This is a genomic window from Photobacterium sp. 2_MG-2023 (genome assembly GCF_030547675.1).
GTDB classification, from domain to species: domain Bacteria; phylum Pseudomonadota; class Gammaproteobacteria; order Enterobacterales; family Vibrionaceae; genus Photobacterium; species Photobacterium arenosum.
The window spans coordinates 1-13,577 of sequence record NZ_JAUOQQ010000033.1 but is presented as its reverse complement, the minus strand read 5'-3'; the positions used below and the strand labels follow the sequence as shown (position 1 = coordinate 13,577).

12 protein-coding genes are annotated in these 13,577 nt (G+C 48.4%); 6 read left to right on the top strand and 6 right to left on the bottom strand.

Features of this window, described 5'->3' with window-relative positions; genetic code table 11:
* Positions 1-11 precede the first annotated feature (11 nt).
* The 6 genes from aspA to Q4491_RS19785 all read right to left on the bottom strand — a co-directional run bounded on the left by aspA (position 12) and on the right by Q4491_RS19785 (position 7,728).
* The gene (gene aspA, locus Q4491_RS19810) at positions 12-1,442 is read right to left on the bottom strand and encodes an aspartate ammonia-lyase (protein ID WP_303460223.1); all 1,431 of its coding nucleotides are present in this window, start codon (positions 1,440-1,442) and stop codon (positions 12-14) included.
* 538 nt (positions 1,443-1,980) lie between these two features.
* Positions 1,981-3,273 (bottom strand): dicarboxylate/amino acid:cation symporter, encoded by a 1,293-nt coding sequence (locus Q4491_RS19805; protein WP_303460222.1) that lies wholly within the window; start codon positions 3,271-3,273, stop codon positions 1,981-1,983.
* 348 nt (positions 3,274-3,621) lie between these two features.
* The gene (locus Q4491_RS19800) at positions 3,622-5,034 is read right to left on the bottom strand and encodes a sigma-54 dependent transcriptional regulator (RefSeq protein ID WP_218386208.1); all 1,413 of its coding nucleotides are present in this window, start codon (positions 5,032-5,034) and stop codon (positions 3,622-3,624) included.
* Positions 5,034-6,743 (bottom strand): transporter substrate-binding domain-containing protein, encoded by a 1,710-nt coding sequence (locus tag Q4491_RS19795; RefSeq protein WP_303460218.1) that lies wholly within the window; start codon positions 6,741-6,743, stop codon positions 5,034-5,036. Before Q4491_RS19795 ends, Q4491_RS19800 begins: the two co-directional genes overlap by 1 nt.
* A 107-nt stretch (positions 6,744-6,850) precedes the next feature.
* Positions 6,851-7,159, bottom strand: coding sequence for a hypothetical protein (locus Q4491_RS19790; protein ID WP_303460216.1), 309 nt, complete (start codon positions 7,157-7,159; stop codon positions 6,851-6,853).
* Positions 7,160-7,311: 152 nt separating this feature from the next.
* On the bottom strand, positions 7,312-7,728 hold the full coding sequence (locus Q4491_RS19785; RefSeq protein ID WP_303460214.1) for a hypothetical protein: 417 nt from the start codon (positions 7,726-7,728) through the stop codon (positions 7,312-7,314).
* A gap of 1,402 nt (positions 7,729-9,130) precedes the next feature.
* Here Q4491_RS19785 and Q4491_RS19780 point away from each other — a divergent pair.
* The 6 genes from Q4491_RS19780 (at position 9,131) to Q4491_RS19755 (ending at position 13,526) form a co-directional block, all read left to right on the top strand.
* Entirely contained in the window at positions 9,131-9,769 is a 639-nt protein-coding gene (locus tag Q4491_RS19780) for a hypothetical protein (RefSeq protein ID WP_303460212.1), read from the top strand.
* Complete coding sequence (locus tag Q4491_RS19775) at positions 9,759-10,466, top strand: bifunctional 2-polyprenyl-6-hydroxyphenol methylase/3-demethylubiquinol 3-O-methyltransferase UbiG (RefSeq protein WP_303460210.1); 708 nt, start codon at positions 9,759-9,761, stop codon at positions 10,464-10,466. The genes Q4491_RS19780 and Q4491_RS19775 overlap by 11 nt, the downstream gene beginning before the upstream one ends.
* Positions 10,467-10,555: 89 nt before the next feature.
* Positions 10,556-10,867, top strand: a complete 312-nt coding sequence (locus tag Q4491_RS19770; RefSeq protein WP_268982858.1) for an antibiotic biosynthesis monooxygenase — start codon at positions 10,556-10,558, stop codon at positions 10,865-10,867.
* 564 nt (positions 10,868-11,431) lie between these two features.
* Entirely contained in the window at positions 11,432-12,049 is a 618-nt protein-coding gene (locus tag Q4491_RS19765; RefSeq protein WP_303460203.1) for a hypothetical protein, read from the top strand.
* Between the two features lie 463 nt (positions 12,050-12,512).
* Positions 12,513-13,187 carry a hypothetical protein gene (locus tag Q4491_RS19760; protein WP_303460200.1) on the top strand — a complete coding sequence of 225 codons (675 nt, stop codon included), beginning with the start codon at positions 12,513-12,515 and terminating at the stop codon, positions 13,185-13,187.
* A 207-nt stretch (positions 13,188-13,394) separates the two neighbouring features.
* Positions 13,395-13,526 (top strand): hypothetical protein, encoded by a 132-nt coding sequence (locus tag Q4491_RS19755; protein WP_303460289.1) that lies wholly within the window; start codon positions 13,395-13,397, stop codon positions 13,524-13,526.
* The last annotated feature ends 51 nt before the right edge of the window (positions 13,527-13,577 follow it).

Below are 13,577 nucleotides of genomic sequence, written 5' to 3'. Positions count from 1 at the left end.
ATTACATTCTTTCAGCTGTACAGCTTGGCTTTGTAGCTCGGGCGCATCAGGTTCTGAGCAGAGAAAATATCGTTCAGCTCCTCTTCACTCAGCAGGCCACGCTCCATCGCAACTTCTTTCACGCTACGACCGGTTTCAGCACAAATCTTACCGACGATATCGCCTTCGTGGTGGCCGATATACGGGTTCAGGTAAGTTACGATACCGATAGAGTTGAAGACATAATCTTCACAGATCTGGCGGTTCACTTTGATACCCGAGATGCATTTGTCCGCCAGATTGATACAGGCATTGCTCAGCAGTTCAATCGACTCGAAAATAGCCTGGCCGATCACCGGCTCCATCACGTTCAGCTGCAACTGTCCGGCTTCTGCCGCAAAGGTCACTGTGGTGTCGTTACCGATCACTTTAAAGCACACCTGATTCACCACTTCCGGAATCACAGGGTTTACTTTAGCTGGCATGATGGATGAACCCGCCTGCATTTCCGGCAGGTTGATTTCATTGAGACCGGCACGCGGACCCGATGACAGCAGACGCAAATCGTTACAGACTTTCGACATCTTAACCGCCAGTCGCTTCAGCGCGCCGTGCACTGTCACGTAAGCGCCACAGTCAGAGGTCGCTTCAATCAGATCTTCTGCTGGTACACAGTCCAGGCCGGTCGCTTCTGCCAGATATTTCACCGCCAGTTCCTGATAGCCAGCCGGGGCGTTCAAGCCGGTACCAATCGCGGTGGCGCCCAGGTTCACTTCCAGCAGCAAGGCCGCGGAATACTTCAGATTTTTGATTTCTTCTTTCAGCAAGATACTGAAGGCGTGGAATTCTTGTCCGACTGTCATCGGTACGGCGTCCTGCAGCTGGGTACGGCCCATCTTCAGCACATCACTGAATTCTTCGCTTTTGGCATCGAACGCCGCCTGCAGGTGCTCAATTGATCCCACCAGCTTGATAATGCTGTTATACACAGCAACACGGAAGCCAGTCGGGTAAGCACAGTTGGTCGACTGGCTCTTGTTAACATGATCATTCGGGTTAATGATGTGATACTCGCCTTTGGCATGGCCTTTCAGCTCCAGCGCAATATTGGCGATCACTTCATTGGTGTTCATGTTCACAGAAGTACCTGCGCCGCCCTGATACACGTCAGAGATGAACTGATCCATGCATTTACCTGTTTCCAGAATCAGATCGCAGGCTTGAATAATGTACTGGCCCACTTCCGACGGAATACTGCCCAGATCCATATTGGCACGTGCTGCCGCTTTCTTGGTAAAGACCATGCCGCGAACAAACTCTGGCACGTCGGAAATACGCATTGAAGAAATATTGAAGTTCTCGTAAGCGCGAAGAGAATGAATGCCGTAATAAGCAGAAGCGGGAATTTCACGCTGGCCTAACAGATCTTCTTCAATACGTACTTGCTGGACAGTATCAAGCATAGCGGTCACCTTAAACTCATGGGTAGGAAAGAGATACCACTTCGCCGCTTATACGAGCCATCTTCAGCTTCTTATGGCGGCTAAGTGCTTCATACAATCGTCGTTTTGAGCCTTAAAGGGAAATGCATAAAAGTAAGCAACAATGCAATTAATGCATAGCTGAAGAGATTGCAAAAAAAGGCTATTTATTCTTATCAGCCCGGAATGCTTAATAACCGGCACTTTATGCATCACTTGTGCATGAAACCAATAAACACTTTTATAAGCAGCCTGTTAGCCTGCACTCTGGCGAGATCGCTCAATGGGCAGGAATATGATCCTGGTCTGAATATTGTCTTTTATCCATCACACTGAAAATGCATTGCCTACCCGGTGTAATTTACAAACTCTTGCACGATTTTCCTCAGTTTCTGTCCACAAAACCTATTCGCCCGTATAAAAAGTCACCTGTATAAAAAGCCGCCTGTGTAAAAAGTCGCATGCATAAAAAAGGCCAGCCTTTGCGGCTGGCCTATCTCTCTATAGAGCTCAACGAGGATTAAGCGATATCTTCGCTCGCCGTCAGCGTCGTTTTATCCGCACTGCGGTTATAGACTTCAGTGTCCAGCTCGTCTTCGCTGCGACCAACCAGAACAGCAACCATCAGATCACCACAGACATTCACAGTGGTACGAGCCATATCCAGAATACGGTCAATACCGGCGACAATCGCCAGACCTTCCATTGGCAGGCCAACTGTGGTCAGTACCAGCGACAACATGATCAGGCCGGCACCTGGTACACCGGCGGTACCAATGGAAGCCAGCGTTGCTGTCATCACTATGGCAACATAGTCGGCAAACTCCAGGTTAATACCAAATGCCTGTGCGACAAACAGCGCCGCCACACCCTGATACAACGCCGTGCCGTCCATGTTAATGGTCGCGCCTAACGGCAGAACAAAACTGGACACACCTTTAGACACACCCAGCTCTTCACGGGCGCATTTAATGCTGGCAGGCAAGGTGCCTGAACTGCTGGTGGTGGTAAAGGCCACTGCAGCCGGGGTCGCAATCCCTTTGATATAAGGCATAGGGTTAAGACGACCGAAGACTTTGATCACCGCCGGGTAGAACAGCAGTACATGCAGCAGGCTGCCGATGTAAGCCACCGCAATCACTTTAAACAGTGGCAGCAGGATTTCCAGACCGTATTTACCGGCCACCCAGGCCATCAGACCGAAGATACCGTAAGGCGCCAGCTTCATGACCAGTTCAGTCAGCTTGTACATGGCCTCAGCCAGACTTTCGAACACCTGAACGGCAGGTTTTCCTTTCTCACCACACAGGTTCAGCGCCACACCCAGGCCCAGAGCGAATACGATGATTTGAAGAATGTTCCCTGTTGCCAGTGCACTGATAGGGTTGTTCGGGATTAAACTGAGCAGTGTCTGAACCAGAGTCGGCGCTTCTTTCGCTTCTGCCGCCGCCGCTGTTGCCGTCATCTCCAAGCCGGCACCCGGTGCCAGGATACTGGACAGGCCAAGACCTATACTGATGGCCACTGCTGTGGTCGAGAGGTAAATCACAATGGCTTTGGCGCCAATTCGTCCCATCTTGCGGGTATCTTGCATGGAGGTCACGCCGACCACCAAAGAGCAGAACACCAGAGGCACGATGAGCATTTTAATGGCATTGATAAACAGAGTACCGATAGGCTTGAGGATTTCTGCATCCGGGCCGAGCAGGCTGCCCGCGATGACCCCAAGAATCATACCGACCAGAATTTTCTTCCATAAGGCGAGTCCGCCCCACATACCTTTCGGGGTTGGCTTCTCGTGAGCTTGTTCCATGTTATTTCCTTATCCAATTGACAGAAGTCGGGTGAATCCCCGTTTCTGCTTAGCTGTCATTGTTTACACGTCAGGATGGGCTGAGCCCATACATACAGGAACAGGATTAGTGCAAGCATGATGCCAAACATCAAAGAAAATACAAGTCATTGTTTTTATTTAGAAAAGATAACAGAAGAGAAATAGACCAACCTAAGAAGGGGTATAACCAAAGGAATAGGCGCGAGTGGCAAACCCGAACCTTTTCTTTATAAAACATAATCTTATTGACTATTTACAAAGTTATAACCTTTACTTTGGTTATAGGGGTTCATCCAGCCCGACCCTGTGAAGCCTGATGCGCGGCGATTATTCCGGCTGAGATTTTTTCAGTCGCTTGCTGAGCGCGGGCTGCGAGATCCCAAGAAACTTCGCCGCCAGAGACTGATTGCCCTCCGCCCGGCGCATGGCTTCCTGAATCAGTAAATCGCCCATTTCCTGCAGGGTCGGCAGAGACTGCTCCGGATCGAACATAGTCAGGCTGTTTCCTGCAGCCATCTCACTGACGTCATTGTCCTGATCCAGCACCCGGCGAAACACCTCCATGGACAACATGCGCGAGCGGTGCTGACTCATGGCATCATACGCCAGCGCCCTCAGCTCACGGATATTGCCGGGAAAGGCATAGTTTGCCAGCAGCACCGGCAGCTCTTTCGGGATGGTCGGCTTGGTTTTGCCCAGCTCATCGGCCGCTTCCTGTAAAAAGTGCTCCAGCAGCAAAGGAATATCCTGACGGCGCTGGCGCAAGGGCGGAATATCCACCTGATGGGTTTTCAAACGGTAATAGAGGTCTTTGCGGAACTCGCCGCTTTGTTGCTTCTGCACCAGATTCTGATGCGTGGCCACCACAATCCGTGCGTTGAGACGTTTCGGCCTGTCACTGCCGAGGGGATAGTATTCCCCTTCCTGAATCAGGCGCAGCAACTTGACCTGTGATGTCTGGCTCAAGTCGCCGATTTCATCGAGAAAAAGGGTGCCGCCTGCCGCTTGTTCGATCAGACCGGCGCGGGGTTTATCGGCACCGGTAAACGCGCCGCGGTGGTGACCAAACAAGGTGTCGGCAAACACATTGTCGTCCAGTCCGGCGACATTCACGCTGATCAGCGGCCCGGCACGCTCACTCAGGGTATGCAGCGCCCGGGCGATCAGCTCTTTACCGACACCACTCTCACCGCACACCATCACAGGCTGGCTGCTCGGCGCTACCGATTCGAGATACTGGAACACAGAGCGCATGCCTTTATCTCGGGTAATGATGTCGCCAAAAGCCTCCGGCCGCTCCAGGGTGTCAGTCAGAAACCGGCGCCGCAGCGCGTTGTGCTCTTCGCGCATTTCCTGCAGCAAAATGGCCCGTTTCACGCCTTCGATCAGCCGGTTTTCCTCTGTGGTTTTCACGAAGTAATCATAAGCACCGAGCCGGATACAGTTGACCGCCGTTTCGACCTGATTCAGCCCGCTGATAATAATGACGCCGACTTCAGGAAATTCAGCCTTGATCTGCTGCAGCAAGACTTCGCCGGACAGGTGCGGCATGGTCAGATCCAGCAGTACCAGGCCGATATTTTCCTGTTCAATAATGGCCATGGCATCGCGGCTGTCCTGACACTGGACGATATGATTGATGCCGCCCCGCCGCTCCAGCACGATACTCAGGCTGCGAAGAAAGGCCGGTTCATCATCCACCAGCAAGACACCGAATGCAGGATAGCGATTTGTCTTCATTAAACAGTTGTCCCTTTCAAGGCTGGCAGCGCAAGCGTCACGCAAGTGCCTTGTTGTAGTCTAGAGTCATATTTCAACGTGCCGCCATGTTCACTCACTATGCTGAATGAAATAGACAGCCCCAAGCCCGTCCCGCCCTGCTCACGCTTGGTGGTAAAGAAAGGATCACTCAAATGAGGAAGATGCTCAGGGTCGATGCCCTGCCCCTGATCGCAGACTTCCAGGATCAGCACATTGTCTGCCGGATTGAAACCTGTCGTCACCCTGATGCTTTGTTGCTGTGACGTCAGCGCCTGACAGGCATTGATGATCAGGTTGATGATCACTTGCTCGATCCGCTGGCCGTTGCCTTCAAAATACGGCAGCTGATCGCCGTATTCGACAGAAAAGTGATGGGTCGATGTCGACAGGGTACTGTCGACCAAGCGAATCGCCGCCGCCGTGACCTGATTCAGATCCACCACTTCATTGAGCGCACTGGGTTCCTGGCGGGCAAAATCCCTCAGGTCATCGACAATCCGGCGGATCCGCTGGGTCCCCGCCTGCATATCATCCAGCATGGAGGGAATTTCCTCCCGCATCCGGCTGTAGGCCAGCCCGCCTAAGGTGAAATCGCCATACTGCTGATAATGGGCATCCAGAATGTCTTCCGCATCCTGATACGCGTCTTTGAGAATGGGTAAATTCAGCAGCAGCAAACTGCTGGGGTTGTTGATCTCATGGGCCATGCCAGACACCAGAATGCCCAGCGAGGTCATTTTATCCGCCTGAATCAGCTGTTGCTGCTGGAGTTGCTGCGCTTTGGTCCGCCGGGCCACTTCCCGGCTCAGCGCCCGGTTCCAAATCATGATCCCCCCCAGCACCAGCAGCAGAAGGGCGGAAATCGTGGCGGCAGCCATGCCCAGTTTCTTCCAGCTGATCCCCGGCGCTTCCAGCGGGCCCAGCCATTTGTCGTAAATAGCTTGCTGACGGCCGGTGTTTTTCAAAATCGCCAGCCCTTCGCTGAACTGGGCCAGTAAATCTTCATGGCCTTTTCGCACTGCATAGCCGTAATGCTGGGCACCAAAAGGTTTTCCTACCGGAATGATATTCGACAGATCCAACGCCTTGCCGGTATACAGACCCGGCAGGTTCGCCACCAGCGCGTAGTCATGCTGACCGGAGGCCAGCAAACGCAGTCCATCGGCGTGAGAGTCCACCAGCACCAGGTTTGCACCCGGCTGCTGATTGCTCAGGTAATCGTGCATCGCCCCGCTGCGCTGAACAATCACGGATTTGCCCGCCAGGTCATCAAGACTGGCCACAAAGGGGGTGCCCTTTCGGGCAAACACCGACTGATGCACTATGGCATGGGGCGGCGAAAAACTGTATCTCGCCTGCCGGGCACTGGACTGAATCATACCCTGCACGATATCAATCTCGCCCTGATCAAACTGGCGGCGGATATCATTCCATGCCCCCATTTTGATCTCGATATTAATGCCCATCAGTTCGGCAATCGCCAGGGTCAGCTCGGTGTTGTAGCCATCCGGCTCACCGTCTTCATTAATGAATTCGTAAGGCGGGTAGTTGTGATCCGCGCCGATAATAATGACCTGACTGTCTGGTGCAGCCATCACACCGAAGGTGCAGAAGAAAGACAGCCCGACACCGAGCCAGCGCATCCAGGCACCACATATGTCACGACAGCCTGTCAGCTTCTGGATCATGCAATCTTCCTTCATCAGCCCGGCCTGACCGGCAAAGCCGTCAGTACGCCGGATTTGGCGACACCGGGCAGAACGTGATATTCCGCCCAACAAACGAAGGGGCTATTTTATAGATTTGCCAACAATAGCCAAGGAAAGAAAGTGGGGCTGTGGGTGGATGCTTTTTTGTTCTTTGGTGTTGTGCCGCATTCTTGCTTCCCCTTGTAGCAAGCCATTTTTGTGGTTTGGTGAGTATGTCGCGCTTGAGTTCGGTGGTTCACTTGGCCTTGTTTGAAGCGCGCCAGACACTCTTTATGGGGATAAAGAGTGCCCAGAAAGCCCTTTTTGTTCTTTGGCGTTGTCCGGGCCGGTTGTAGGCGCTCCCGGCGCCGACAACCTAAAAATTCGTCCTGAATTTTTCCCTGTTGGAATGCCATCAATGTTCATTTTCAATCCGTCATTTCCGCGAAAGGCGGGAATCCATACAGCGAGTGCAGTTTTTAAGGCTGATGATTCTGGTAAAGCGAAGGTATGTCGCGCTTGAGTCCGGAGTCTTTCTTGGCATTGTGCGATGCGCGCCAGACACTCTTTATCGGGCTAAAGAGTGCCCAGAAAGCCCTTTTTGTTCTTTGCCGTTGTCCGGGCCGGTTGTAGGCGCTCCCGGCGCCGACAACCTAAAAATTCGTCCTGAATTTTTCCCTGGGGGAGTGCCATCAATGTGCATTTTCACCCCGTCATTCTCGCGACAGCCGGGAATCCATGCGGCGAGTTCGGTTTTTAAGGCTGAGGATTCTGGGGAAGCGGAGGTATGTCGCGCTTGAGTCTGGTGGCTCTTTTGGCATGGTGCGATACGCGCCAGACACTCTTTATAGGGATAAAGAGTGCCCAGAAAACCCTTTTTGTTCTTTGCCGTTGTCCGGGCCGGTTGTAGGCGCTCCAGGCGCCGACAACCTAAAAATTCGTCCTGAGTTTTTCCCTGTGGGAATGCCATCAATGTACTTTTCACCCCGTCATTCCCGCGACAGGCGGGAATCCATGCAGCGGATACGGCGACGAGTTGTTGTATCAGGGTTTGAGGTATGTCGCGCTTGAGTTCAGTGGCTTACTTGGCATTGTTTGATGCGCGCCAGACACTCTTTATGGGGATAAAGAGTGCCCAGAAAGCCCTTTTTGTTCTTTGGCGCTGTCCGGGCCGGTTGTAGGCGCTCCCGGCGCCGACAACCTAAAAATTCGTCCTGAATTTTTCCCTGTGTGAGTGCCATCAATGTACATTTTCAATCCGTTATTTCCGCAACAGGCGGGAATCCATGGGGCGGGTTCGGTTTTTAAGGCTGAGGATTCTGGTTAAGCGGAGGTATGTCGCGCTTGAGTCCGGTGGCTCTTTTGGCATGGTGCGATGCGCGCCAGACACTCTTTATAGGGATAAAGAGTGCCCAGAAAGCCCTTTTTGTTCTTTGGCGCTGTCCGGGCCGGTTGTAGGCGCTCCCGGCGCCGACAGCCTAAAAATTCGTCCTGAATTTTTCCCTGTGGGAGTGCCATCAGTGTACATTTTCACCCCGTCATTACCGCTCAGGCGGGAATCCATGAGGCGAGTTCGGTTTTTAAGGCTGAGGATTCTGGTTAAGCGAAGGTATGTCGCGCTTGAGTCCGGTGGCTCTTTTGGCATGGTGCGATGCGCGCCAGACACTCTTTATAGGGATAAAGAGTGCCCAGAAAGCCCTTTTTGTTCTTTGGTGTTGGCCGGGTCGGTTGTAGGCGCTCCCGGCGCCGACAACCTAAAAATTCGTCCTGAATTTTTCCCTGTGGGAGTGCCATCAATGTACTTTTCACCCCGTCATTTCCGCGACAGGCGGGAATCCATGCGGCGAGTTCGGTTTTTAAGGCTGAGGATTCTGGTTAAGCGAAGGTATGTCGCGCTTGAGTCTGGGGTTTTCTTGGCATTGTGCGATGCGCGCCAGACACTCTTTATAGGGATAAAGAGTGCCCAGAAAACCCTTTTTGTTCTCTGGCGCTGTCCGGGCCGGTTGTAGGCGCTCCCGGCGCCGACAACCTAAAAATTCGTCCTGAATTTTTCCCTGATTCAGGGATAACTATACCGGCACTCGCTTGTCATTCTCGTGAAAGCAAGAATCCATACAGTGAGTGTGATTTTTGCGGTCGGTCATGAATCATAAAAAAGTCCATAACATCAATTGGGTAGCATGAGTGATTTGGGTAAGATACACGATAAGATGTCGTATAACTTACTGATGGGTTTATATGATTAAACAGGAATTATCTACGTTAATCATTCACTTAGGTAGATTTCATCAAGAATAGTTATACGACAGAGTTATGCGACATGATGTCGTTGAATATAATGTTAGAGCTCACGAAATCCTGAATATCAGCATCATTAAAGGAATGAAATGCAAAACCTTGTAAAACATACGCTTTACCTTTTTCTATGTATTACTGGTCTAACGGCTGCTATGACGTTAGCAGGTATTGGCTATGCTTGGTTTTTCTCGGAAGCGAAAGAACTCCCCCATTTGGAGTGGCTAATAGGGTCTGTGATTGTAGAGGTGGTCGCGGTGATCCTTATGCTCGCAAAAAAGGGTTTGAAATATCTTCCAGATACACAAACCGATAAAGAGCCAAAAGACACTCTTAAGTTTATGGAGAGTTTTATTTCTACGGGAACTAGTGCAACTATTGTGAGTAACCGAGTGTCATGGTTGGCAGGTGACGACAAACTTATATCAATTCTTCAATCAAAAATTGAAAAAGGCACTCGCATTGAAATTATCACTCCAAATGAAGTTCCAGAGGCACTTAAAGAAAAGTTGAATGGCGCATCTTTTATTGTCACAAGAGAAAATGTATCACCTGAAGCTAGATTTACCTTAGTGAATGGAGATCGCAGCGGCGCTGAAAAGCTCGCCATTGCTCGTGGAGTTCACCCTGACCACGAGATTACAATTTTTGACAACAATTCTGGCCCCCAAATAATCGCGATGGCGAAGGACATAATTAGAAAATCCAAGGAGTTGGTTAATGCCGCATAGGTGGTGCAATTCGGCGCAAATACGTCGAGAGCAAATTGAGTCAGGAGCAGACTTAACATTCAACGAGGTTTTTAAACCGCTTTTAGTTGGTCGAATTAAGAGCCTTTCACCTAGCAATGTTCTGGAAGTAGGCGCTGGAACTGGTCATATTTCCAAAGAGTTATCTGAATTAGGGTTTTCTGTTACAGCAATAGAGCCTTCTGCTGGAATGTATGGGGTTGCAAAAGATGTCTTGTCTTTAACCGATGTTAGACTATTGAACTGTACTTCACTCGAATTAGAGAAAAACGAGCTTTATGAGGTTGCTTTCTCTCATCTTGTTGCACACGTTGTTGACGACCTTAATGAGTTTTTTGAATCAGTCGGGCGGCACCTAAAAGTCGCCGGCCATTTTATTTTTTCAATCCCTCACCCCTGTTTTTATAATGAATATAAGGGGTTTTTCGGAGATGAATATAATTATATGACCCCCATGACCAAGGACGTGTCATTTACCATCACTAAAGATTCAAAAAATACGATTGGTGGAGTGCCGTACCATCACAGACCGTTATCAGAGTACATCAATAAACTGGTTGAATCTGGCTTTGCTATAGATGGCTTTGACGAAACTTATCCAGAAGAAGATATACAATTAAAATATGGAGCCAAATGGGAGTCACCACGATACTGTGTGTTTACCTGTAGAAAGCTCTAACAAGCGCATGTTGTCGGACTAGTTTTCTGCTGCGCTCCAAACCAGCCGCAAATGCGGGCGTTATAACCACGGCATAAAATGGAGTATGTATGATAGCAAGGGAATGGAAAGCTACTTGCCCTAAAGAATATAAAGAAGGGTTTATTGCATACCTGTACGAGACAGGAATCAAAGATACATCTAATACACAAGGTTTTCTCGGTGCTCAAATTCTAAATCGAGATTTAGGCGATATTGCAGAAATCACGTTGTTGACCTATTGGGAAGATCTTGAATGTATTAAAGCATTTTCTGGTGAAGACATCAGTGTTGCCAAGTTGTATCCAGAGGATGAAAAGTACAAACTGAATCCAGATCGTCATGTTAGCCACTATGAAGTCCGTGAGAACATGTGGTTATAACAAATAAGGATACGTGTCGCGCAGCCGACACTTCTATCCGGGTGTTGAACAAGCCCGGACAGCCTTAATAAGCAAATTGCTCGATTGGGATTCGGTGGGGATTGCGCCCGCGGTTTTCTTCAGGGCGAGCGCAGCCGGGAAGTGACCACGGTGTGTTTCACTTCAATGGGTTACCGCCTGAATTCGGTCTTGCGTTGACTTTCTCCTCGTTGATGATGCTACGCCATTCTCCTTATTGTGTTTGCCTTTCGGCTATCTCGGTCGGGTGATGCCGACGCATGTCATCATTTCTTCGCAGTGTGGGCAGCGGCGGGTTGTTTTTTGCTACGGGGGCTGGCTTCAATCCCGATAACGTCTCAAGGACTTTTGACCGCGTTATTGTTTTGTGGTTCAACACCTTGCATTGGTGATTTTTACCATGGATACTGAAGCTGTGTTTAGCTAAATCAATGCCATAAATAGAATGTGACATGGTGGCCTCCGGTAATTTCGTAGTCAGACTTACCAAGTGTGGCAGAGCCTGTAAAGTGGAATCCATATCATTCGTTAGGCGCTAGGAGAGTTATGAAAATATCAGATAGATTAATTGATGATCTAGTTCTAACCGCATTTAAGACTTCGATAGAAAACGAAGAAATTGGCGATTCAAATAGTAAGAAGTCCTCTTACTTTGTGTCGCAGCTCGCGAAATTATTTTCAGATCAATTTGATAAAAATGCGCTTGTTCAGACCACTGACAGAAATGGTAAAAAATCTTCAGGAGAATGGTTGCTTGATATTGTGATCGTTTCGAAAGATGAAATAAGAACTAGCTATAAAAATCGTAAGTCGGATATAGTCAAAAAGATTCATTGGGCTATCGAATCTGAATTTAGTACTTCTCTAAATGAGTTTAGCAAAGACTTTTCTAAACTGCTCCATATAAGGTCTGAAGCCTATCTATACGTCGCCGGTATTAATCAAATAAGTGAAGTTACTAGAAATGAATACATCAATGCACAAACTGAATTAGCAGTGGAACTGGTTTCTGAGCAAGGAATAGACAAACCCTTTTATTTGGCTTTTGTGCCAACCCCAGGAAAAATCTATGAGCACAGTTCTCTTTGGAATAGTGGTTATGAACAGCTAAGCAATTGGGTCAAAGTTGTTAATTTATCTAGTTTAGTTACAAAATGCACCTAACAAATAAGGATACGTGTCGTGCAGCCGACACTTATCCGGGTGTTGGACAAGCCCGGAGCGGCATTATTATGGAAACAGCTTAATTGAATGCCGGAGTGCGGCGATGCAGACTGTTTTTATCAGGTACAGTAAGCCCATAAGCTATCAGATAAATAATAAATTCAGTGGTTTACATGATTTTTGCTCGGTTGTAGTGCGTTCCTCCGCATGCGGTGTGGGCAGCGGCAAACGCTTCAAGGACTTTTTGAACGCGCTCTTGTTTTGTGAATCAACACTTTGTCTTGGTGATCTTCACCGTGAATACTGGAGCTATGTTTGGCTAAATCAATGCTATTGATAGATAGTGACATCTTGATGGCCTCAGGCGATTTCTTAATCAGACTTACCCAGTTGTGACAAACCTAATGAGGGGGAGTCCATGTCATTCGTTAGAATGACGACTGAAATGATATCGGGATGGAAAATGAGAAGTATATTTTTAGCATTTGTTCTTACTTGGGGAACGAGTGCTTTTGCTAAAAATAATGATGGACTTGATAATTCCTTGCGGGAATTGGTTCCTGATGGATACTTCGTGACTGAAACGATTTATGGTGACTTAAACAAAGATAGTCAAGAGGACGTTGTTTTAATCATAAAAGGAACAGACCCAAATAAAGTTATTGTTGATAAATTTCGTGGTGAAGTAGACCTCAACCGAAGAGGGATCGTTGTTGCTTTAAGAAACCAACAAAAATACGAATTAGTCATTGAGAATATAAACTGCTTTTATTCGGAAGAAGAAGATGGCGGTGTATACTTCGTACCAGGTATTTACACCAAAATTGAAAAAGGAAATCTATATGTCCTTTTCGCTCATGGTCGCTATGGACACTGGCGCTACAATTTTCGTTATCAAGGAGCAGATTTTGAGCTGATCGGTTATGACAATAGTGCTAACAGAGGGCCAACAGTAGAAGTAGTCACTAGCATTAACTACCTGACAAAGAAAATGCTGGTGAAGAAAAATATTAACAGCCATGAAGAACATGCAGATCCAATATTTAAAGAGCGTTGGACGAGCTTTACGCTTGATAATCGATTTAAGCTAAGTGAAATTAACGATTTTAGTGAGTTTGTTGATGGGTTACGGGAGTAAATAGACTTGTATCGACACGTAATTCGAATAAACAACTATGGCGTCAATCATTAAATTAACGCCGTTTTTTCTTCCCGTCGGACGCCATCCCGAAGCAATCGCATTGAGGATGGCAATCAGATGGTCGTATCCTGTTACGGTATTTTTGTTCATTGCTTCTAAGCCTTCGTTTAGTATCGGCATCTCTTTTTCACTCAGAGGCTTAAGATGAAAAAATCAGTAATCACCTTGACTTTAATACTCGCTTTAGTGGGTTGTGATGATGCGAGTAAAGCAATTGATGAGGCTCAAGCAGCAGCGAACAAAGCAGTCGATCATAGACAGGACCTTAAGCATTAAGCTTTTCATAAATTCCATCTAAGGTTCTGTCTTTCTTGGATTTTCTCTGAG

Coding starts and splice junctions, on each gene's coding strand:
- Q4491_RS19765 (WP_303460203.1), top strand. CDS start 11,432: ATGAAAATATCAGATAGATTAATTGATGATCTAGTTCTAACCGCATTT.
- aspA (WP_303460223.1), bottom strand. CDS start 1,442: ATGCTTGATACTGTCCAGCAAGTACGTATTGAAGAAGATCTGTTAGGC.
- Q4491_RS19770 (WP_268982858.1), top strand. CDS start 10,556: ATGATAGCAAGGGAATGGAAAGCTACTTGCCCTAAAGAATATAAAGAA.
- Q4491_RS19775 (WP_303460210.1), top strand. CDS start 9,759: ATGCCGCATAGGTGGTGCAATTCGGCGCAAATACGTCGAGAGCAAATT.
- Q4491_RS19795 (WP_303460218.1), bottom strand. CDS start 6,743: ATGATCCAGAAGCTGACAGGCTGTCGTGACATATGTGGTGCCTGGATG.
- Q4491_RS19780 (WP_303460212.1), top strand. CDS start 9,131: ATGCAAAACCTTGTAAAACATACGCTTTACCTTTTTCTATGTATTACT.
- Q4491_RS19760 (WP_303460200.1), top strand. CDS start 12,513: ATGAGAAGTATATTTTTAGCATTTGTTCTTACTTGGGGAACGAGTGCT.
- Q4491_RS19805 (WP_303460222.1), bottom strand. CDS start 3,273: ATGGAACAAGCTCACGAGAAGCCAACCCCGAAAGGTATGTGGGGCGGA.
- Q4491_RS19800 (WP_218386208.1), bottom strand. CDS start 5,034: ATGAAGACAAATCGCTATCCTGCATTCGGTGTCTTGCTGGTGGATGAT.
- Q4491_RS19755 (WP_303460289.1), top strand. CDS start 13,395: ATGAAAAAATCAGTAATCACCTTGACTTTAATACTCGCTTTAGTGGGT.
- Q4491_RS19790 (WP_303460216.1), bottom strand. CDS start 7,159: ATGGCATTCCAACAGGGAAAAATTCAGGACGAATTTTTAGGTTGTCGG.